The 21,537-nt window shown below is 39.4% G+C and carries 18 protein-coding genes; 14 read left to right on the forward strand and 4 right to left on the reverse strand.

Features of this window, described 5'->3' with window-relative positions; translation table 11 throughout:
- Nucleotides 1–79: 79 nt before the first annotated feature.
- Nucleotides 80–463 (reverse strand): DoxX family membrane protein, encoded by a 384-nt coding sequence (locus CD001_RS10480; protein WP_096187601.1) that lies wholly within the window; start codon nucleotides 461–463, stop codon nucleotides 80–82.
- A gap of 145 nt (nucleotides 464–608) precedes the next feature.
- Here CD001_RS10480 and CD001_RS10485 point away from each other — a divergent pair, with 145 nt between their 5' ends.
- The 3 genes from CD001_RS10485 (at nucleotide 609) to CD001_RS10500 (ending at nucleotide 4,658) form a co-directional block, all read left to right on the forward strand.
- Complete coding sequence (locus CD001_RS10485; RefSeq protein ID WP_257009778.1) at nucleotides 609–1,625, forward strand: DUF2804 domain-containing protein; 1,017 nt, start codon at nucleotides 609–611, stop codon at nucleotides 1,623–1,625.
- A 65-nt stretch (nucleotides 1,626–1,690) separates the two neighbouring features.
- Nucleotides 1,691–3,883, forward strand: coding sequence for an alpha-galactosidase (locus tag CD001_RS10490; protein WP_096187604.1), 2,193 nt, complete (start codon nucleotides 1,691–1,693; stop codon nucleotides 3,881–3,883).
- Between the two features lie 334 nt (nucleotides 3,884–4,217).
- Nucleotides 4,218–4,658 (forward strand): redoxin domain-containing protein, encoded by a 441-nt coding sequence (locus CD001_RS10500; RefSeq protein ID WP_257009975.1) that lies wholly within the window; start codon nucleotides 4,218–4,220, stop codon nucleotides 4,656–4,658.
- 78 nt (nucleotides 4,659–4,736) lie between these two features.
- On the opposite strand, the gene CD001_RS10505 is transcribed toward CD001_RS10500, so the two are convergent.
- Nucleotides 4,737–5,351, reverse strand: coding sequence for a TetR/AcrR family transcriptional regulator C-terminal domain-containing protein (locus CD001_RS10505; protein ID WP_096187609.1), 615 nt, complete (start codon nucleotides 5,349–5,351; stop codon nucleotides 4,737–4,739).
- A gap of 86 nt (nucleotides 5,352–5,437) precedes the next feature.
- Here CD001_RS10505 and CD001_RS10510 point away from each other — a divergent pair, with 86 nt between their 5' ends.
- The 4 genes from CD001_RS10510 to CD001_RS10525 all read left to right on the forward strand — a co-directional run bounded on the left by CD001_RS10510 (nucleotide 5,438) and on the right by CD001_RS10525 (nucleotide 8,183).
- Entirely contained in the window at nucleotides 5,438–5,626 is a 189-nt protein-coding gene (locus tag CD001_RS10510) for a hypothetical protein (RefSeq protein WP_096187610.1), read from the forward strand.
- The gene (locus tag CD001_RS10515; protein ID WP_096187612.1) at nucleotides 5,623–6,300 is read left to right on the forward strand and encodes an FAD-dependent oxidoreductase; all 678 of its coding nucleotides are present in this window, start codon (nucleotides 5,623–5,625) and stop codon (nucleotides 6,298–6,300) included. The genes CD001_RS10510 and CD001_RS10515 overlap by 4 nt, the downstream gene beginning before the upstream one ends.
- A gap of 210 nt (nucleotides 6,301–6,510) precedes the next feature.
- Nucleotides 6,511–7,269: an MOSC domain-containing protein gene (locus tag CD001_RS10520; protein ID WP_096187614.1), complete on the forward strand. Its 759-nt coding sequence runs from the start codon at nucleotides 6,511–6,513 to the stop codon at nucleotides 7,267–7,269.
- Nucleotides 7,266–8,183 (forward strand): carbon-nitrogen hydrolase family protein, encoded by a 918-nt coding sequence (locus CD001_RS10525; RefSeq protein ID WP_096187616.1) that lies wholly within the window; start codon nucleotides 7,266–7,268, stop codon nucleotides 8,181–8,183. Before CD001_RS10520 ends, CD001_RS10525 begins: the two co-directional genes overlap by 4 nt.
- Nucleotides 8,184–8,497: 314 nt before the next feature.
- Here CD001_RS10525 and CD001_RS10535 read toward each other — a convergent pair whose 3' ends face one another.
- The gene (locus tag CD001_RS10535; RefSeq protein ID WP_096187621.1) at nucleotides 8,498–10,003 is read right to left on the reverse strand and encodes a GH39 family glycosyl hydrolase; all 1,506 of its coding nucleotides are present in this window, start codon (nucleotides 10,001–10,003) and stop codon (nucleotides 8,498–8,500) included.
- Nucleotides 10,004–10,565: 562 nt separating this feature from the next.
- Complete coding sequence (locus CD001_RS10540; protein WP_096187623.1) at nucleotides 10,566–11,204, reverse strand: YesL family protein; 639 nt, start codon at nucleotides 11,202–11,204, stop codon at nucleotides 10,566–10,568.
- Between the two features lie 383 nt (nucleotides 11,205–11,587).
- Between CD001_RS10540 and CD001_RS10545 the strand changes: the two genes are divergently transcribed.
- The 7 genes from CD001_RS10545 to CD001_RS10575 all read left to right on the forward strand — a co-directional run bounded on the left by CD001_RS10545 (nucleotide 11,588) and on the right by CD001_RS10575 (nucleotide 21,532).
- On the forward strand, nucleotides 11,588–13,228 hold the full coding sequence (locus tag CD001_RS10545; RefSeq protein ID WP_096187625.1) for an extracellular solute-binding protein: 1,641 nt from the start codon (nucleotides 11,588–11,590) through the stop codon (nucleotides 13,226–13,228).
- Nucleotides 13,229–13,529: 301 nt separating this feature from the next.
- Complete coding sequence (locus CD001_RS10550) at nucleotides 13,530–14,498, forward strand: ABC transporter permease (protein ID WP_096187627.1); 969 nt, start codon at nucleotides 13,530–13,532, stop codon at nucleotides 14,496–14,498.
- Between the two features lie 66 nt (nucleotides 14,499–14,564).
- A complete protein-coding gene (locus CD001_RS10555; protein ID WP_179298919.1) occupies nucleotides 14,565–15,392 on the forward strand; it encodes a carbohydrate ABC transporter permease in 828 nt (275 codons plus the stop codon).
- A gap of 47 nt (nucleotides 15,393–15,439) precedes the next feature.
- Nucleotides 15,440–16,597: a Gfo/Idh/MocA family protein gene (locus CD001_RS10560; protein WP_096187630.1), complete on the forward strand. Its 1,158-nt coding sequence runs from the start codon at nucleotides 15,440–15,442 to the stop codon at nucleotides 16,595–16,597.
- A gap of 26 nt (nucleotides 16,598–16,623) precedes the next feature.
- Nucleotides 16,624–17,697: a Gfo/Idh/MocA family protein gene (locus tag CD001_RS10565; protein ID WP_096187632.1), complete on the forward strand. Its 1,074-nt coding sequence runs from the start codon at nucleotides 16,624–16,626 to the stop codon at nucleotides 17,695–17,697.
- 36 nt (nucleotides 17,698–17,733) lie between these two features.
- Nucleotides 17,734–19,311, forward strand: coding sequence for a glycoside hydrolase family 43 protein (locus CD001_RS10570; RefSeq protein WP_096187634.1), 1,578 nt, complete (start codon nucleotides 17,734–17,736; stop codon nucleotides 19,309–19,311).
- Nucleotides 19,312–19,447: 136 nt separating this feature from the next.
- Entirely contained in the window at nucleotides 19,448–21,532 is a 2,085-nt protein-coding gene (locus tag CD001_RS10575; protein WP_096187635.1) for an alpha-glucuronidase family glycosyl hydrolase, read from the forward strand.
- The last annotated feature ends 5 nt before the right edge of the window (nucleotides 21,533–21,537 follow it).

Raw genomic sequence — 21,537 nt, forward strand, 5'->3', positions numbered from 1 at the left:
ACGATATCCAAAAATATCCAGGTGCCTGGCACCTGGATATTTTTGGATTGGATCTATTTGGATCTATTTGAGCTGTCGCTCACAGTGGTTTTTTCTCAAAGATTTTCACAAAGTTGTTTTTATATATAATGAGTAAAAATGCATGACAGATGAATAGCAGAATTGCTAATAGAAGGAGTGAATAGTCGACGAATATGTGAAGCAATAAAATGTTGGCAATGATCGGTGCTAACACAGCTAGTGCCAACGGAACAAACCGATTCAAGATAAGAAGCATTCCGCAAATAACTTCTAAAGACTTTTCAAAGATTAACAGATATTGAAATTCAAATAATTGCATCGCTTCATCACTCGTTTCAATAAAAGGTTCAAACCCAAAAGCAACGACAAATCCGTTGATACCAGCACCTAAGAAAATAATTCCTAATACAAGTCTTGCAATTATAATGAGTGCCTTTTTCAAATACCTCGCCTCCATCATTATTCTATTTTCACCGTTATTATATCACTATCTGGAAGAAATTAGCTGAGTTCTTCCTTCGTGCAGGAATTTTTACTCTTATATCGAATAATATTTCGTAAAGAAAGGATGAGGGATGATGACTGTTATGAACAAAGAACGTGAGTTAACGTCACCGGTAAACCTTTGTGATGAACAAGGGAAATTGAATCATGAAAGTATCGGCTGGGCGAGAAAGCCGATTATTACGAGTAATTTAAAAGGTCATTACTTTAGAAAAAAAAGGTGGAACTATTGGTGTGTGTTCGGACAAGAAGCGTTATTTTCAGCGACAGTCAGTCATCTTGATTATGCATTAGTTTGCTTTGTATATTACCTTGAATACGAAACGAAGGAATTTTATGAAAGGACGATTGTCATCCCTTTCGGAAATTCATACAAGATGCCAGATACAGTTCTTGGTAGTGTCGAAGCAATAAATGAAGATATGGGAATCTTCTTTTTCTGGGATGGACGTCACATTCATTTGAAAATAAGTACAGACAACTTTGGCGGTGAAACATTACACGCTGATATTAAAATTACATATAGAGAAGAAGTTGAATCATTAAATGTCGTCATCCCTTGGAGTGATGAAAAATTTCAGTTTACATCAAAACAGCAATGTTTGCCTGCTGAAGGCAAGTTTACTGTAGGTAACAAAACATTTACGTTTCATAAAGAAACGGATTCTGCTGTTTTAGATTACGGTCGGGGAGACTGGCCGCGAAATATTAGCTGGAACTGGGGGATGGCTTCAGGATGGCAAGGGAAAGATTCAATCGGGGTCAATTTCGGCAGTAAATGGACAGATGGTACAGGAGTAACGGAAAATGCATTTTTATTAAATGGAAAGCTTACAAAAGTTCATGAACCTGTGGAATTTTTGTTTTTTCCTGACAACATGATGAAAGAATGGGAAATTCGTTCGACTGAAACTGACCAAGTGCGTTTGACGTTCACCCCGTTTTTTAAAAGAAAGTCAAAAACGAATTTAATGATTGTAAAATCTGAAATGGTGCAGCTATTCGGGCACTACAATGGGACGATGAAAAAAAGTAACGGTGAAATGGTGAAGGTCGTTAAGCTTCTTGGATCTATTGAGGACCACATAGCTAAATGGTAAGGACTCTCGTACGAGATGTATGAAAATGGACCCAAATCTATTGTGGTAAACGTTTGGAGGATATGATGAGTATTATTTTTAACAAAGAATCAAAAACGTTTCATTTAACTGCAAAAAACACGAGTTATGTCATGCAAATTATTAAAGACGGCTATCTTGCCCATCTTTACTGGGGAAAAAAAATAAAAGAATATAACCACTCTAATCAAATTCGTTATCGAGATCGCGGTTTTTCTCCAAATCCTGTAACGAAGGACCGGACGTTTTCATTGGATACATTGCCGCAAGAATACCCCGCTTTTGGGATTACAGATTTTCGAAAACCTGCATATCAAATACAGCTGGAAGATGGCAGTACGATTACCGATTTGCGCTACGAATCACATGAAATATTTCCTGGGAAACCTCGCTTGGAAGGTCTTCCGGCAACATATACAGAGAAAGAAGATGAAGCAGAAACTTTAGAGGTAACAATGGCTGATCCGCTGATCAGTCTAAGAGTGATCATTCGTTATACTGTTTTTCATCATTTAGATGTGATAACGAGATCTGTTCAGCTAGTTAATGATGGGAAACGTTCGGTAAAGGTGTTGAAAGCAGCAAGTATGAATATTGATTTTCGCAAATCTGGTTTTGAAATGATTTCGTTATATGGTGCACATGAAAGAGAAAGGTTTATAGAGCGGACAGCGGTCAGAAGAGGAGTACAGTCTATAGAGAGCAGACGAGGGACAAGTAGCCACCAACAAAATCCTTTTCTGGCTTTAGTTGGTAAAGATACGAAGGAACATTCCGGTGAAGCGTATGGGATCAACCTCGTATATAGCGGCAATTTTGAAGGGTCAGTTGAAGTGGATCAATTAGAAATGACACGCATTACATTCGGGATTAACCCATTTGATTTTTCCTGGCTTCTTAACCCGGGGGAAACATTCCAAACTCCGGAAGCCGTTCTCGTCTACTCTGCTAACGGATTAGGAGAGATGTCACGAACATATCACTCATTGTACCGAAGTCATTTATGCCGAGGAATGTATCGTGATAAAGAACGTCCGATCCTCATTAATAATTGGGAAGCAACATACTTTCATTTTAATGAAGAGAAAATTAAAGAGATAGCTAGTAAAGGGAAAGATTTAGGAATTGAGTTGTTTGTTTTAGATGATGGCTGGTTTGGAAAACGAGATGATGACCGTTCTTCATTAGGCGATTGGCACGTTGACCGGAGAAAACTTCCTAACGGATTAAATCATTTAGCTGAACATATTAGGTCACAGGGGATGGAGTTTGGTTTATGGTTTGAACCTGAAATGGTTTCTGAAGATAGTGATTTATACAGAGAACATCCAGATTGGTGTATCCATGTGCCACAAAGGAGAAGATCGACTGGAAGGCATCAATTAATTCTTGATTTTTCAAGAAAAGAAGTGTGTGATGAAATTATCGAAAGACTGTCCGCGATCCTTTCAACGACTTCAATCACTTATGTAAAGTGGGATATGAACCGACATATGACAGAGGTAGGATCTGCTGGATTGCCGCCTGAACGGCAGCGGGAAGTTGCACATCGTTACGTATTAGGTTTATACCGTGTGATGGAAGAGGTGACGTCGAGATTTCCACATATTTTATTTGAAAGCTGTTCTGGAGGTGGCGGACGTTTTGACCCTGGAATGCTGTATTACATGCCGCAAACGTGGACAAGTGACAATACTGATGCCATTTCCAGATTAAAAATTCAGTATGGTACGAGTCTCGTTTATCCGATTATTTCAATTGGGGCACATGTGTCTGATGTTCCAAACCATCAAGTAAACAGAACGACATCATTGAATATTCGTGGACATGTCGCGATGTCTGGAAATTTAGGGTACGAACTTGATTTGACGAAGCTTTCTGAAGAAGATCAGCAAACGGTTATAAAGCAAGTGAATCATTATAAAGAAATTCGTTCAATCGTTCAATTTGGTGATTTCTATCGGATTTTAAGTCCATTTGAGGGAAATGATACCGCTTGGATGTTCGTGACGAAAGATAAACAGGAATCTGTTTTTACTCACTTTACGATATTAGATGAAGGGAATTCGCCGTTTAAGTCTGTGAAGATGCAAGGACTTGATCCCAATAAAAAATATTTAATCGTTGAATTAGATGAATCATATTACGGAGATGAACTAATGAATGTTGGAATTAATATACCGAAAGTGCAAGGTGATTTTACGAGTGTAATGTGGCGGTTAAGAGTGGTTGAAAATTGATGAAGTTCGTTTGATTGACATGTTTTGTTTTTTAGCTCGGGTGATTTGTTTGCCTGGGCTATTTTGTATTTGCAATAAAAATAGAGAGATAATTGTTCCTTGATCGTATTTCATTAATGTAGATGATTTACGTGTGCTAAGTATAGCACGGTCGTGATCTGTCCATCACTTAGATGCGCTTGAGGTTTCTTTTTTAGGGAGGATTACTGAAAATTGTATATGTTATTTGTTCAAGAATATTGAAAGTAGCGATGTGGAACACTAGGACGAAATTGCCCGTAACTGATGTTTTGAAAGAAAGCAGGTGAAATAAATGAAGACATTGCAAGTCGGGATGAGTGCACCGGACTTCCATTTATCATCCACACATAAAGAAAAAATATCTTTATCTGATTACTTAGGGGATAAAAATGTATTGTTGGCGTTCTATCCATTGAATTTTACACCTGGCTGAATTCGGGAATTAACCTCTTGGAAAGAGGATTACACTATTTTACAGGAGTTAGACACTGAAGTACTTGCTGTCAGTGTAGATCATATATATTCCCATAACGTTTTTGCTGCAAGTCTTGGAACGTTGCCATACCCATTGTTATCTGACTGGCATAAGCAAACAGTAAAAGATTATGGCGTATTAAATGAAAAGGATGAAACAGCGATTCGGTCGGTATTTGTTATTAATAAAGAAGGAAAAGTTGCGTTTAAAAACACCCACTTTAAAGCGGATCAGCATGACGATTACAACGAATGCTTCCAAGCATTGCGCAACTGCTGACAAGTGACAGTCACTTCCCGATATTTGTCGAATGAAAATCCTCGTTCTGGCTATTAAGCGTCAGAAACGAGGATTTTTTTAATCAATTTTACTTTTGAATCCTGATAGTAAAATGTCTAGCCCGAATTGGAACTCTCTTTCCATATTCGGCATGGATTGTCCGAATGGAAGATTGTCGATGATTTCGAGTGTTTCAGAAGCATCTTTTGGGATTTCATTGAAGCGATATTCCTCAAGAACAAACGATGTAATAAAGTTATTAAGCATCCATGATGAAGAAAATAAGTCTTCATTTTTTAACCCGAATAGCTGTAGAGCTTCACTCATTTTATTGATTAGCTGTAAACGATAAGGCGTAGTTGGCGCTGTTTCTACTAGTACGTGTGCGGAATCCCTAATTTTCAGCAATGTTTTTCGATATTCATATGAGAGGACTTTTATTTGATCTTCAGGTGATAACGAGTTATCAGGAAAAGGGATATCTTTACATATTTCTTCTGCAACAAGCTCCAGCAGTTCATCTTTATTTTTGACGTGCCAATAAAGTGAAGCACCTTTTATATGTAGTCGGTCGGCAACGTTTCGGATCGATATTTTTTTCATTCCTTCTTCTAAAAGTAAATCAAATGCTGCTTTGGCGATCGTCTGCTTATCAATTTTTATAGTTTTAGAATGGTGATTACGATTTGTCAAAATTTCTTCCTCCTTCACTTGACAATTATATCATTTTCAGTATAACTAACAGTGTTAGATTAAGTTGAATATAGGAGGGGAAATAGATGGATAAGTACAGTGAAGCTATAGGGGTGTTATATGCAGGATTTCTATTTATATCAGTTACATTAGGGATCGGCTTAGGAATCATTTTAAACCATTATGTTATCGGGCCTTTATTGGGAATAGGGGTCGGAATAGGGCTTGGACTACTTGCACACGGATTTGTGTCATTGAAAGCGGGTGGAAAATGATGGCGAAGAAATGTCATGCCGTTATTATCGGTGGGGGAATTGCTGGGACAGCAATGGCTTTATTTCTTAATAAAATTGGCTGGACGTCAACGATTTATGAAGCATATCCGAAAAGAGATGACATTGGCGGAGGGTTGCAAATAGCCCCGAATGGACTTCATGTTCTTGATACGCTAGGACTTGCAAATAAAATAATCGCATTTTCGACAGAGAAAACGAGAGAAGAATTACTTCATATGTGTAAAGGTTGTCATAAACCAGTGGAAGAACTGATCAAGAATACACCGTCATTTATGAAAGGGAATGTTCATGATGTTCAATCGCTTCCAACGTGGCATAAAGGGAGAGTAGTCTTAATTGGCGACTCTGCTCATGCAGTCAGTCCGAACTCTGGTCAAGGTGCTTCACTTGCGTTAGAAGATGCGATGTATCTTGCATCCTTATTTCGTAACTCCGAAAAGGATTGGGAAAATCTGTTTGAACAATTTGAACGTGAGAGGAAACCGCGTGTAGAAAAAATTATCGTTGAGGGGAGAAGAAGAGGCGATAATAAAAAAGAATTATCCACTTTTTCGGCATGGATCAGAGATCGGATCTTATCAATTGTCCTACCTCTCTTTGGAGAGAAAGGCAATCGGTGGGTTTATGAGTATAAAATAGACTGGCATGATTAAAACAGACTGGATGACTTTTCATCCAGCGCCTCTGTTACTAAAGCCTTTCATGTAAAATCTCTACTTTCGTTTTATGTAAATGAATGAAGGTTTCTACCAGAAATTAACGAATACAAGTAGTAATAGCCTTATCAAATCTTGATACCACAACTTAGAAATGGCATCAGGACGAATGTGTCGAGAATAACATAAAGATGGGAGGGGAGAAAGATGGTTATAGGCACGATTAAAGAGATCGTTAGACATCCTGTGAAATCATTTTACGGGGAACGTGTACAGAAAACGAAGGTTATGGATTATGGTCTTTATGGAGACCGAAGTCATGCCTTTCTTGATGGATTAAGAGACGGGAACTATTTAACGATTACACAATTTCCCGAAATGGCTCGCTATAAAGCCACGTTTGCAGGGGAAGAATCGATTGAGCATTTTCCGAAAATAAACGTTACGACACCTGAAGGGAATACACTCGAGTGGGGAAGCGAAAAGTTAAAGGAAGAGATTGAAGCGAAATCAAAACGTGAAGTCGCATATACGAGTTACTCACCTTCACACGTCCCTTTAGGGGCGATTGAGCTCGATCATATTCTTCTCGTAACAGATGCATCATTAAACAATTTGTCGGAAAAATGGGGAAAAGAAGCTTTAAATGAACGAAGGTTCCGACCCAATTTAGTCATCGAATTAACAGATAAAATGCCATTTATTGAAGAAAAATGGATAGGGAAACGGCTGAAAATTGGTTCAGAGGTGGAAATAGAAATAAATAGTCATTGTAAAAGGTGTATGATCATTACCGTTAATCCTGAAGACGGGGCAAATGATTCAACTTTATTAAAGACTGTCGCGAACGAAAGAAATAACAATTTTGGCGTGTACGCTTCCGTTATCAAAACCGGAAAAATTTCCGTAGGCGACAAGTGCCAGGCACTTCCCGATATTTGTCGAATGGAGGATGGAAGAGGATGAAGTTAACGATTGCGACTTGTCAATTTCCAGTTAGTGCAAACATTTTAAAAAACACAAATTATATTCTTCATCAAATAAAAAGTGCAAAAGAAAGTAAAGCTGATGTTGTCCATTTCCCAGAAGCAAGTTTATCGGGCTATGCAGGAGCCGACATGGAATCATTAAAAGGAATGAATTGGTCGTTATTAAGACAAAGTACGAAGAAAATTATGCAGGTTGCAAAAGAATTAGAAATCTGGGTCGTTCTTGGCTCAACTCATCAACTGAGCGGGAATCATAAACCGCATAATAGCTTATACATCATTAATGAAAAAGGGATGCTTGTAGACCGGTATGACAAAATGTTTTGTGCTGGGGACGAACAAGAAAAGACGGGAGATTTAGCACATTACAGCTCAGGGAATCACTTAGCAATTTTCACGATCAAAGGTGTTCGTTGCGGGGCACAAATTTGTCACGATTATCGATACCCTGAGTTGTATAGAGAGTATAAGAGAAGAGGAGTTCAAGTAATTTTTCACTCTTATCACGCAGCTAACATAAAAGGTGATCGATTAAAGGCGATGCAATCAGTAGTCAGTAAAGATATTATGAAGTTTAATCAAGGTAGGACGTACCCTGAAATCACGATGCCAGCAACGATGGTAAGTTATGCAGCCAATAACTATGTTTGGATCAGCTGCAGTAATAGTTCAGCAAAGGAAAGCTGTTGGGCCAGCTTTTTCGTAAGACCTGACGGTGTCATCACAGGAAAATTACGACGAAACGTGTCTGGAACCCTCATTTCTAACGTTGATACAGAACAAGAATATTATGACTCTACAAAGGCATGGCGAGATCGTGCTATCGAAGGAATATTTCATAGCGGTAGTTTAGTGGAAGATTCAAAGAGTGAAAATCGAACAACGTTATAACGTTCATAGTGATGAAAAGCCCCAAACATTGAAAATTGCACGGGATATTCGACAAGATCCTAATACATGCAGTATTGAAGAGTGGAAGGCGGCAACTGTGGCGGGAAAAGCAATAGCCTTGTTTTGTGTGACGAGTAACCGCAGGAGTAGAAGATCCAACATGGACGTTAGACTTGTTTAGCTGAGGCATTGCCTGCAGAGAGCGTCCGCCTCGCCAAAACAATGAAAATAAAAAAAGAAAACCAATCGTCCTTAGCGATTGGTTTTCAGTATATATTAATGGCATTATGGGGGATCACTTTAAATCATTACCATTAATAACAGGTGAGTAAGCTGTCATCAAGACCTTCATATGAGTCCGTTTCATCGTGGACAGATTGTAATTCAATATATGTGACTTCATTTTTCGTTAAAGTGAAGTTGAATGATACTTCTTGATTGTCTGTTTGCAATTGATTTGTGCGAACGAGCGGCTGATCCGCAGTTTGCAATAATTTCACTTGCTTTTGTGACGGAAAACGTGGTCTGCCGAGCTCTTTCCAAACTTTCCACGGGTTTGCATGATTTTCATCAGCCGTTTCACGAAACATAAATACGTGATCAGCTTTAAAAGGAATCGTTAACGAATGTGTTTTTTCAAATCCATCACCTTTATTAGAGACTAAGTTCCAAGCAACAAGTGCAATGCTGCCATCGTCCTTTTCTGTAACGATCATATTATCATTTTTAAATAGCAGCTTGCTGCCTAATTGGTTGAAGAAAGCGAACAAATGAAAAGTTGGTTTGCGAATAGAATGAAGCGCGACTAGACCGAAACCACCATGGAAGGGAGCTCTCGGAATATCAAATTCTTCAAAAACATCGCTAAATGTCCAATACGAAAAAGAATCGACAATGTCTCCAGCATCACTTAATATTTTTCCTAAATAAGCTGCATTGACGTTTGTATCATGGATCGGATTTATCGGGCTGTAAGACGTATTGTATTCGGTAATATGAAACGGCAAGTCAGGATAAGGCGACTCATTTATTAACTTTCTAACCGTCTCAAACTGATTTAGCATGTCAGTGTTTTCGGCCAAATCCTGATAATAATATTCATTTGTTTTTTTCTTAGGTGGTTTTGACGTATAAGCATGGCGAGTCACGAAATCGACAGGAACATGCTCCGTTTTGCAAAAATTGAGAAAATCGGTAATCCACTCATCGGAGCCGCCGCAAATTGCCGGTCCGCCTACTTGAAGATCACGGTGAACTTGTTTAACCGCATGTGCGGTTACTTTGTATAGTTTGAAGTATTCCTCTTTATCTGCACCTTTCCAAAAGTTGACGAGGTTCGGTTCGTTCCAAACTTCAAAAGGCCATTGCAAGACTTCTTCCAAACCATATCTATGTATAAAATGCTCAATGGTATTTGTAATTAAATCGTGCCACTTATGATAGTCAGCAGGAGGAGTGACATTTCCTTCCCAGTAAAAAATAGTCTGGTCGTCTGATGCGAGCTTCTTTGGCATAAAACCAAGTTCGACAAACGGACGTAGCCCCAATTGTAAAAAAGAATCAAAAATCCGGTCAATATACGTGAAGTTATAAAACGGTTTTACCCCATCTACAGTATCAACCTCTTTATAAATGCCTATGTCTTCATGGAACAGGCCGTGCCCTCGAATGTATTTGAATCCGATTTCTTCTTGAACGAGCTTTAAATGATCTAAATACTCTTTTTGCAAGGCAAGACCTAAACGCCCCGTTCCAATACAATGTTTCCAATGATTATGAAAGGATTTCTGGGTACTTCTGTTAATGTGAATGGTATCCATTGTCTCCTCCTGACAGATAGTTTAATCAATAAACTTTCTTAAAAGATAAAATATTACGTATTGTTTGTCAAGGTGATTTTCTCTTATTCTTTAATTTTCTGTTAACTAACGGGAACAATAGTCGGATTTTTCCAAAAAATCTTGACATTATTATTTTTATCATCTATTCTATTTTTGACTTTGTTTTATCAGTAAACAAAGTAATGGAGATTGGACAAAGGGGGAGATATAGAAGTCAAAGTAAAATTACAAGTGTATTAATATCAATGATGCTCTATTGAAGACTGTTGAACAGGTTTTGTTACAGCATAAGTCTATGATTACTGGTTTTTACGGAAACAGCAAGAGTGCTCCTTCAGAAAATGAAAACGCTATCATTTTATGACAGTTCTTTAAACTTGTTTAAGTTTATCAACCAACTTAATTGAATTTATGACAGTTTTAGGTTACTTGAGGTTGTTAAAAATGGCTGAAAGAGTGTGTGCTAATGTTTAGAAGGGGAAGGGCAGAATCTTTATCCATATTAGGAGAAGCCGATTCTGCATAGGTGGTAACGGCTATGTTAAGCAATCGATTGTGATGCAGCCATTTTCTTTTCAATCCTGACAAATGCAGCATGTGACAGCTTCATCATGACAAATGCGAGAAGTCCAATGGGAAGGATTGGTAGAATTCCTGGAATAATTAGGACCAATCTCCACATGAGAAAGATGGCAATAATCATACCGAGAGTATGCAATGGCATTGAAAAACCGATTATCGCTGAATACTTATAGTATTGCCATATTGAATACTTGTATTGAACAAATACAGGAAAAAGATAGAGAGAGACGATTGCAAAAATGATCAGAGCATTAATAAAAATGAACAACATGAAGTTATAAAACATGCCATCAATCATCGATAAATACATGAAATCGATGTATAGAATGTTGCTTGCAATGAACAACGGGACGAGCAGGAAAGTTGCACGGAAGAAATTTTGTTTATAAGCATTGAAAAATGTTTTAAAAACTGGAATGTCGTAATTCCCTATTGCCCATTGCCGTGTCACAGTGAACATGGCGGCTGATGCGGGACCGAGTCCAAAAACGACAAGACCAAGCAGTGAAAATCCAATCCACAATAAATTAATGTATGCAATTCGAGTAATAAATTCCATTGTTAGATAAACATATTTGAATAGTCCTCTGTATTCCATGTGTTGCCACTCCTTTTTTTGAGATTGATCATGTATGCGTTAACATACAGCTAGTACAAGTTTGCACGATAATATCAAAATTTTCAATAAGTTAAATAAAACATGTGAATAAGGCAAATGTAAAAAAGAATAGTCGTAAAATTAAAAATTATTTTACTACTCGTTCATTTTTTAGTAACATACTAGTATACTAGTTGTACTAGTAATCAAAATAAAAATGTTCATCAGTCGGCTGTATGTAAATGAATCCTTATTTTTGAAAGGGGGATTGTTTACTCACTCATTGTAAGCGTTTTATTGATCTTTCCGAAGTTAGACAGGCACATAAGTATTGGGGGATGATGAAGTTTTCATAGCTTTTATTTAAAAAGGGAGGAAAAACAATGATTAAGAAATCATTGAAATTACTAACGTTTGGATTAGTTTCAGCGGGGATGCTTATCGCTTGCAGTAATGATGAGGATGTCATGGAGGAAGGCGGCACGGTTAAGATGACGACTGCTCGAACGCTTGGTGATGACACCGTTTTTCGCTCTGGCGAGGATGTCAATAACAACCCTGTCGTTTGGTGGGCGGAAGAAGAACTAGGCTTAGAGATTGAGACGATCTGGACAGTACCGCACGATGAACAATATAATACACAACTTCGCTTATCGATGGCTTCAAATGAAGAACTTCCAGATGTGTTTTTAGTATCTGATGGACAATTAAAGGCAGATTTAATTGAATCTGGACTAGTTCAACCGATCGATGAAGCTTATGAAGAATATGCATCAGATCGAATCAAGGAAACTTTTGATCAATTTCCTGAAGCCTTCTATCCTTCGACAGACGAAGATGGTGTGAGATACGGTATGCCGCGTCTATCAGGCGGAAATGGTTCAGATCCTTTGCTTTGGGTGAGGAAGGATTGGTTAGACAATCTCGGACTCGATATGCCTGAGACGTTAGAAGAAATGGAAGAAGTCATGGACGCTTTTGTAAATGAGGATCCAAATGGTACTGGACAAAATGATACGATCGGGCTTTCGCTTGCGACTGTAAACGGACTTGCGACTTGGCTGGCAGATGGCAGTTTCATTTTCGGAGCATACGGAGATTATTTACCGAGACATTGGTCATTAGATGAAAATGGTGAGCTCGTATACGGTACGATTCAAGACAATATGAAAGATGGACTCGAAACGTTAAATCGCTGGTTTGAAAATGGTTACCTTGATCAAGAAGTAGGATTGTTAGATGAGCAAGGAGCTATTGAAAGTTTTGTTGCTGGTACATCAGGGTTTTTAGCAGCACCTCCATGGGGAGAGGGGTGGCCTGTAAGTGATGTATACGATAATGTACCTGATGCAGAAGTTGAAGTTTTGCCGTTACCAGCTGGACCTGATGGGAATATTGGCCGAAGAGGAGAAGGATTAATTACAGGTTCCTTTTTGTTCAGCAGAGAGTTTGAACATATGGATAAATACTTTGAGTATTTAGATGAGATATATGGTTATACATTAGGTGACTCACAGTATTTTGAAGATGGTATGTTTGAAGGATACGACTACATTTATAGTGATGACGGTGAACCAATTTATGATCACGATGCGATTGAGGAAGAAGTAGGGGAGGAACGTGTTGATCCAGGTGGGTATATGCTTCCGACAAATGTTCCGACGATTCCTTTTATGCTCTATGACTTAGCGTCTGAATTGTATTTAACAGATCGAGAGCCAGAGAATGCTTATGAGTATACAATTGCCGCAAACAATGAGCAATATTTACATGCGGCACACATTGTAAAGGAGCAGGATGAGCATCGTATTGTCAATGAGTTTACAGGTGCGCCGACACCGACTATGCGAGAGCGGGCGGAGCACTTAGATCGACTCGAGCAAGAAATGGTTGTAGATATCATTTACGGAAATAAGCCACTTGAATATTTTGATGAATTTGTGGAGCAGTGGAAATCTGGAGGCGGAGAACAAATTACTCAAGAAGTGAATGAATGGTATCAAGAAGTTACACAAGATGAATAAGTCCATCTAATCGCTGCGTTTTTTAAGTGCCAGGCATTTCTTTATGCACTAAATGACTATAACTGCTAGTAATATTGGCAAAAGAGAAGAAAGCACTGGCACTTATTAGACGCCTTCTTATTAAAAAAATGAAAAGAAAGTATAAAATTCAATCTCTCGATTGTTGTCTAGCCCCAAAGAGCGTTTACACCACGAGCTTCCACACGGATGTGGTAACTTCGGCGTTCCCGCAAGACGCGGGGATTTTAGCCGAAGAACTGAGCTAGCGAATTGCACTTTTCTTAGAAAAGGAGGTTCCATCATGGCAGAAACACGTCAAGTCATAGAGAAAAATAACAGCCTTTCGACAAGTATGAAGCCGAAACGTAAAAAGCAGCGTTGGGACTTTAAAAATACGTGGCCATTACATGCCCTTGTTATACCAGCGGTTATTGTCGCTTTAATTTTCCAGTATGGTCCGATGTTTGGTATCATCATGGCCTTTCAAGATTTTAAACCTTGGCTCGGTTTCATTGAATCAGAATTTGTTGGACTCAAACATTTTATTACGATGTTTGAATACGACTATGCACGACAAGTAATTTGGAATACTCTCGTTATTTCTGTCTTAAAACTAATATTTGGATTGATTGTTCCACTGGCATTCGCATTAATGCTAAATGAAGTTTACCATATGAAATTTAAACGAACCGTTCAAACAATCGTATACCTTCCATATTTTCTATCATGGGTCATTCTCGGAGGGATGTTAATTGACATTTTATCCCCTAGTGGCGGTATTATCAATCAGTTCCTCGGCTGGTTTGGAATTGATCCGATTTTCTTCCTCGGGAGTAATGATTGGTTTAGAACGACCGTTGTCATAAGTGATCTTTGGAAAGAAACAGGATTCAATACTATTGTGTTTCTAGCGGCAATTACAGTTGTCAATCCAGCACTTTATGAAGCTGCTGTCGTTGATGGAGCGAATCGTTGGAAGCAGACGTGGCATATTACACTGCCTGCAATGCGACCAATTATTATCGTTGTTGCGACACTTTCTCTCGGTAATATTTTAAATGCCGGTTTTGACCAAATTTTTAACCTATACAATCCGCTTGTTTATGAAACGGGAGACATTATTGATACATATGTCTATCGTGTTGGTCTCGTAAGCGGAGATTTTAGTTACGGTACTGCAGTCGGTTTGTTTAAGTCGATCATAAGTCTAGTCCTGATTGTCATTGGTTATAGATTAGCCTATAAATATGCAAACTGGAGAATTTTTTAAGGAGGGATCAACGTGCCTTATCAAACGAAAGGGTTTAAAATTTTTACAGCTTTCAACTACACCTTCATGATTATCGTTTCATTTTTATGCCTGTTCCCTCTTATTCATATTTTAGCAGTTTCATTAAGTGGATCTGCTCCAGCAACTGCGAATTTAGTAGGGTTATGGCCAATCGATTTCACGTTTGATGCATATGCGAGAACGTTGAATAATGAACACTTTTTAAGATCATTAGGTGTTTCGATATATAGAGTCGTTTTAGGTACAGCCGTTTCAATGGGGCTGCTCCTATGTGCAGCATATGCATTATCGAAGTATGAAGAGGAATTTAAAGGGCGAAAAATATACGTCTGGTTCTTTGTATTTACAATGCTCTTTAATGGTGGCCTTGTCCCGACATATATGGTCGTTACTAATTTAGGGCTGACAGATACGATATGGGCGTTAGTGCTACCGCCGGCAATTAATGCGTTTAACTTAATTTTGTTATTAAATTTCTTTCGAGCATCTGTTCCTAAGTCATTATCAGAATCAGCCTATATTGACGGAGCAGGGCATTTTAAAATCTTTTTGAAAATATATTTGCCGATCTCGGTCCCGGCAATTGCAACAATTTCACTCTTTACGATGGTGTTCCACTGGAATTCATGGTTTGACGGCTTGATTTATAATACAAACGCTGCTAATTACCCGCTGCAGACGTTCCTGCAAACGATCGTTGTCCAACAAGACTTTAGTAACGTAGAAGTCGATGCTGATATGATGCAAAACTTATCTCAGCGAACGGTACAGGCAGCCCAAATCTTTATTTCAGCGTTACCAATGCTGATCGTGTATCCATTTTTACAAAGGTATTTTGTTAAAGGGATCGTTCTTGGAGCTGAAAAGGAATAGGTATTCAACGTTTCGATGAAAACTGATTTGAAAAAGGAGAGCGAATGATGATTAATGTTGGAATTATCGGTACTGGAGCTATCTCGTCTCTGCACATTGAAGCTTATAAAACGTTTTCTAATACGTGTAAAGTTGTTGGGTTGTGCGACATTTATCCGGAAAAAGCGCAAGAGAAATGTGAACAATTTGCCAATGAAGCAGCTGTATATGATGACTATCAAGATTTACTGGCTAGAGAAGATATCGATTTAGTATCTATTTGTACACCACCATATACTCATTCAAAAATGGCTGTCGATGCTTTGAATGCTGGGAAACATGTCATCGTTGAAAAGCCTATGGCTTCTTCACTTAAAGAGTGTGATGAAATGATTAAAGCAGCAAAAAACAACGATAAACTGCTATCTGTAATCGCACAAAACAGGTTTAGAGAGCCAATTATGAAGCTGAAAAAGCTGCTAGACTCAAATAAAATTGGCACGATCGTACATGCACAGGTAGATTCTCACTGGTGGAGAGGCTACAGCTACTATGATTTATGGTGGAGAGGAACGTGGGAAAAAGAAGGAGGAGGCTGTACGTTAAATCATGCAGTCCATCATATTGATATTTTAAGGTGGTATCTAGGGATGCCGAAAGAAGTGACAGCTGTTGCATCGAATACAGTACACGACAATGCCGAAGTAGAAGACTTATCAATTGGAATCTTAAAATATGAAAATGGGAGTCTCGCCCAAGTTACAAGTTCTGTCGTCCACCATGGAGAGGAACAGCAACTCATTTTTCAAGGGGAGAAAGCGAGAATTTCTGTCCCTTGGAAAGTGACAGCCTCTTCAGCTTTAGAAAATGGATTTCCTGAACGGAATGAAAAACTCGAAGCGGAACTTGAAAAAGCCTATGAAGAACAAGATTCCCTTAATTTTGAAGGCCATGAAGGACAGATTAACAACATGCTCAATGCGATACAAGGGAAAGAAGAGATACTCAGTGACGGCAGGGACGGCAGAGAAACACTTGAGCTCATTATGGCGATCTATCAATCTGCCTCTGAAGGGAAAACGGTACCGCTTCCACTAACATCAGAAAGTCCGTTTTATACGAGAGAAGGCATCCTCAAAAATGCGACGTATTATTTCGAAAAGAAAAATAGTATTGATAACTTTTCAGAAAATCAGATTACAACTGGCAAGCTCGAAAATAAATAACAGTCTTTTTCATAGGAGGATTAACATTGAGTAAAAAAGATGGAATGTTTTATGCCCCTGAAGGAAGAACAGATAAAGTCGTCGATCAAGGAGAATTTCCTTTTGCTGCAATCGGTCTTGATCATGGTCACATATACGGGATGTGCAATGGATTAATCAATGCTGGTGGTGAATTGAAGCTTGTTTATGATCCAGACATCGAAAAAGCGAAAAAATTTCAAGAGAAATACCCTTCTGTAAAAATTGCTGAAACAGAGGAAGAGATTCTAACGAATCCTGAAGTGAAATTAATTGCTTCAGCAAGTATTCCTTCTGACCGCTGGCAGGTCGGTGTAAAAGCATTAAATCATGGAAAACATTTTTTTGCTGATAAACCAGCATTTACTGAGCTTTCTCAATTAGAAAAGGCGAAAGAATTAACAGAACGAACAGGGTTGAAATGGGGCATTTATTATAGTGAACGACTTCATGTTGAATGTGCGATATATGCTGGCCAGCTGATCGATGAAGGAAAAATCGGACGTGTCATTCAAGTAATTGGTACAGGTCCGCACCGTGCGAATGCAGGAGGAAGACCGGATTGGTTCTTTGAGCCAGAAAAGACAGGCGGGATTATTTGTGATATTGGAAGCCATCAGATTGAACAATTTCTTCATTTTACAGGAGCGAAAGATGCAAAGGTTGTCCATAGTAAAATAGCAAACTATGCTTACAAAGATTATCCGCAGTTTGAAGATTTCGGGGATGCTACTTTAGTTGCCGATAATGGAGCGACCTTTTATTTCCGGGTCGATTGGCACACACCAGATGGACTTCGAACATGGGGTGACGGACGCACGATCATTTTAGGAACAGAAGGCTACATTGAATTAAGGAAATATATAGATATCGCGAACGATTCAGAAGGAAACCACTTATATTTAGTCAATAAAGATGGGGAAGAGCATATGAAGCTTTCCGGAGAAGTTGGTTTTCCATTCTTTGGCGATTTTATTCATGACTGCTTACATGGTACTGAGCATGCAATGGCGCAGGCGCATGCTTTTAAAGCAGCAGAACTAAGTATAATTGCTCAAAAGCAAGCATTGAAAGTGGAGTAAAGGATTGACATATTGCTAAAAGAAAGGAGCTTATCAATGTCTAACATTCAAAACCCAATTTTACCTGGCTTCCACCCTGACCCTTCGATCGTCAGGGTTGGGGATGATTACTATATTGCTACATCTACATTTGAATGGTTCCCTGGTGTCAGAATTCACCATTCAAAGGACTTAAAGCATTGGCGGTTTATTTCAAGTCCGCTCACTCGGACGTCCCAACTCGATATGAAAGGGAATATGAACTCCGGCGGTATTTGGGCGCCTTGTCTCAGCTATCATGACGGAACGTTCTATTTAATTTATACCGATGTAAAGCAATGGCACGGGGCTTATAAAGATGCTCATAACTATCTTGTTACAGCGGAAAACATTGAAGGACCGTGGTCTGAACCGATCTATTTAAATAGCAGCGGCTTCGATCCGTCTCTCTTCCACGATGAAGACGGGCGCAAATGGTTCGTCAATATGATCTGGGATTACCGTAAGGGGAACCATCCGTTTGCCGGTATCGTTCTCCAGGAATATTCCGAAGCAGAACAGAAGCTCGTCGGGCCGGTGAAAAACATTTATAAAGGAACTGACATTCAATTAACCGAAGGTCCGCACTTGTACAAAAAGGACGGCTACTATTACTTGCTCGTCGCAGAAGGTGGGACCGAGTATGAGCATGCGGCGACGTTAGCCCGCTCGAAAACGATCGACGGTCCGTACGAAACCGACCCGAACTATCCGCTCATTACGTCGAACAAAAAGCCGGAACTCGCGCTGCAAAAGGCGGGGCACGGCAGTCTAGTCGAGACACAGAATGGTGAATGGTATTTCGCTCATCTGTGCGGCAGACCGTTAAAGGAAACCTATTGTACACTTGGTCGGGAAACGGCGATTCAGAAAGTCGAGTGGACAGAGGATGGCTGGCTTCGTATTGAAGATGGGGGGAACAGCCCATTACAGGAAGTGACAGCCCCAGACCTTCCAGAGCATCCGTTTGAGCCTGAGCCTGAAAAAGACAATTTCGATGGCGAAACGTTACACCACCAGTGGAATACGTTACGCATTCCAGCCGACTCTTCTTGGTGTTCATTAACCGAGCGTCCAGGACATTTACGACTTCGCGGCATGGAATCACTAAGCTCGGTTCACAGCCAAAGTCTTGTCGCCCGACGCCAGCAATCGTTTCATTGTGAATTTGAGACAAAGGTCGACTATGATCCGGAGTATTACCAGCATATGGCGGGTCTCGTCATCTATTACGATACAGAGGATCACGTTTACCTTCACGTAACAAGGGATGAACAGGCTGGAAAATCGATTCAACTTATTCAAACGAAACAAGGCGAGTATGAGGAACGGCTAGAGAAGCCGATCTCGATTCAAGAAGAAGGACCAGTTTATTTTAAAGGGGTTATTCACGAAGCTTCATTGGCGCTCTTTTATAAACAAGCAGAGGATGGAGAATGGACGCCAGTCGGTCCTGAACTTGACCCCACGCATATGTCCGATGATTCAGCAGAAAATGTCCGCTTTACCGGAACATTTATCGGTATGGCGACACAAGATTTAAGCGGGATGAAAAAGGCTGCCGACTTTGATTACTTTATTTATAAAGAACTTTAAGCGAGACTGGGGGTTGATGTAATTGAAATACCGAAGGAGTGAAGGTCGGTGATTCCGACGGGGTAAGTAGCGGAATCGCGTTGCACGTACAAGACCGTTTTACAACTTGATGCTTTCATATATAGGAGGAATAATCATGGCATTTTATTCTCGACTTTCAACATTACTCACTGAAGGAGTGGAAGAAGGTCAGGAAACGAGCTATAACGCATGGCTTCAATATACAAGGAAAGAAAATGAGCAATATGTTAAAAATGCGCAACAGATTGTGTCACAAATTGTATTGGAAGAATCTTCACCAATCATCGAGGCAATAAAAGAGGAGCTCACCATTGGAATAAACGGTATGCTCGGTTTTTCACCTATGATTACGTCTGAAAAAACGTGCCAACTGGCGCTTACACTCACGACGTCTGCTTCAGCGACAAGTGAAAATACTTATTCAAAGCTGAATCATGAAGGATATCTTATTGAAACTGTCGAAGGAGAAGGGGTTTATATTATCGGAAAAACCGATCGCGCTCTTATGTACGGAGCGTATCATTTTCTTCGGTTAATTCAAATGGACCATTCACTTGAACAGTTATCGATAAATGAGAATCCGGTTAATCAAGTTCGGATGATTAATCATTGGGACAATATGGACGGATCGATTGAGCGTGGCTATGCAGGGAACTCGATCTTTTTTAAAGACTATCGATTTCGTAAAAATTATCAACGGATAAAAGATTATGCAAGGTTACTAGCTTCAACAGGGATCAATGCGGTTTCAATTAATAATGTTAATGTCCATAAAATCGAATCAAAGCTCATTACGGATGAGTATTTACCTGATGTGAAAAAAGTTGCTTCCATTTTTCGCACTTACGGTATTTCTACTTTTTTAAGTGTTAATTATGCTAGTCCGATCGAAATAGGCGGACTAGAAACAGCAGATCCTCTTGATGAGCGGGTAAAACAATTTTGGAAAGAAGCTGTTGAAAAGATTTACAGTTATATTCCTGATTTCGGTGGTTTTATCGTAAAGGCCGATTCAGAAAATCGCCCTGGACCTTTTACATATGGGCGAAATCACGCTGACGGAGCAAATATGCTGGCAGAGGCTTTGGAGTCTTTTGGTGGTATGATTGTATGGAGATGTTTCGTTTATAATTGTAAACAAGATTGGCGTGACCGCGAAACGGACCGTGCTCGTGCTGCTTATGACCACTTTATGCCATTAGATGGACAATTTCACGACAATGTCGTATTACAAATAAAAAATGGACCGATGGATTTTCAAGTACGAGAACCGGTTTCACCGCTTTTAGGTGGATTAAAACATACGAATCATTTCATAGAGTTTCAAATTACACAGGAATACTTGGGACAGCAGCGCCACCTCGCTTATCTCATCCCGCAATGGAAAGAAGTTCTTCATTTTGACACGTATGCTGAAGGAGAAGGTTCAACGATTAAGAAGATTATCAGTGGCAGCTTATATAACCAGAAAATTAGTGGAATTGCAGCTGTTTCAAACATCGGTGATCACTATAACTGGACAGGACATACACTTGCTCAAGCAAATTTATATGGTTACGGTCGTTTAACTTGGAATTCAGATTATTCTTCAGAACGTATTACGGATGAATGGATCCGCTGTACGTTCGGTTCGGATGAGAAAGTTCAAGAGCACCTTTTTCATATGCTTATGAATTCATGGGAGACTTATGAAAAATATACGTCACCATTAGGTGTAGGATGGATGGTAACTCCAGGCCATCATTACGGTCCGAACATTGATGGGTATGAATATCAAGCTTGGGGAACGTATCACTTTGCTGATCGAGATGGTATAGGGGTTGACCGGACGAAGAAAAGTGGCACTGGTTATACGAATCAATATTTTTCACCAAACGCTGACATGTATGAGTCTGTTGAGCGCTGTCCGGACGAATTGCTTTTATTTTTCCATCATGTACCGTATACACATAAACTAGCATCTGGCAAAACGGTGATTCAGCACATTTACGATACGCACTTTCTTGGTGTCGAACAAGTAGAAAATATAGTTGATCGCTGGAAGGAACTTAACGAAAGAATGGATGACCGCCGTTATCAAGATGTTTATAGCCGGCTGAATGAACAATTGCTCCATGCGAAAGAATGGCGTGATATTGTAAATACGTACTTTTACCGTAAGTCTGGAATTGACGATGATCAAAAAAGAACCATTTACTAATTGAC

Origin of the sequence: Evansella halocellulosilytica (assembly GCF_002335745.1) — a bacterium.
Taxonomy (GTDB): Bacteria; Bacillota; Bacilli; order Bacillales; family Salisediminibacteriaceae; genus Bacillus_CA; species Bacillus_CA halocellulosilytica.

Coding starts and splice junctions, on each gene's coding strand:
- CD001_RS10575 (WP_096187635.1), top strand. CDS start 19,448: ATGGCATTTTATTCTCGACTTTCAACATTACTCACTGAAGGAGTGGAA.
- CD001_RS10510 (WP_096187610.1), top strand. CDS start 5,438: ATGGATAAGTACAGTGAAGCTATAGGGGTGTTATATGCAGGATTTCTA.
- CD001_RS10560 (WP_096187630.1), top strand. CDS start 15,440: ATGATTAATGTTGGAATTATCGGTACTGGAGCTATCTCGTCTCTGCAC.
- CD001_RS10570 (WP_096187634.1), top strand. CDS start 17,734: ATGTCTAACATTCAAAACCCAATTTTACCTGGCTTCCACCCTGACCCT.
- CD001_RS10525 (WP_096187616.1), top strand. CDS start 7,266: ATGAAGTTAACGATTGCGACTTGTCAATTTCCAGTTAGTGCAAACATT.
- CD001_RS10515 (WP_096187612.1), top strand. CDS start 5,623: ATGATGGCGAAGAAATGTCATGCCGTTATTATCGGTGGGGGAATTGCT.
- CD001_RS10535 (WP_096187621.1), bottom strand. CDS start 10,003: ATGGATACCATTCACATTAACAGAAGTACCCAGAAATCCTTTCATAAT.
- CD001_RS10555 (WP_179298919.1), top strand. CDS start 14,565: ATGATTATCGTTTCATTTTTATGCCTGTTCCCTCTTATTCATATTTTA.
- CD001_RS10485 (WP_257009778.1), top strand. CDS start 609: ATGAACAAAGAACGTGAGTTAACGTCACCGGTAAACCTTTGTGATGAA.
- CD001_RS10550 (WP_096187627.1), top strand. CDS start 13,530: ATGGCAGAAACACGTCAAGTCATAGAGAAAAATAACAGCCTTTCGACA.
- CD001_RS10520 (WP_096187614.1), top strand. CDS start 6,511: ATGGTTATAGGCACGATTAAAGAGATCGTTAGACATCCTGTGAAATCA.
- CD001_RS10490 (WP_096187604.1), top strand. CDS start 1,691: ATGAGTATTATTTTTAACAAAGAATCAAAAACGTTTCATTTAACTGCA.
- CD001_RS10545 (WP_096187625.1), top strand. CDS start 11,588: ATGATTAAGAAATCATTGAAATTACTAACGTTTGGATTAGTTTCAGCG.
- CD001_RS10540 (WP_096187623.1), bottom strand. CDS start 11,204: ATGGAATACAGAGGACTATTCAAATATGTTTATCTAACAATGGAATTT.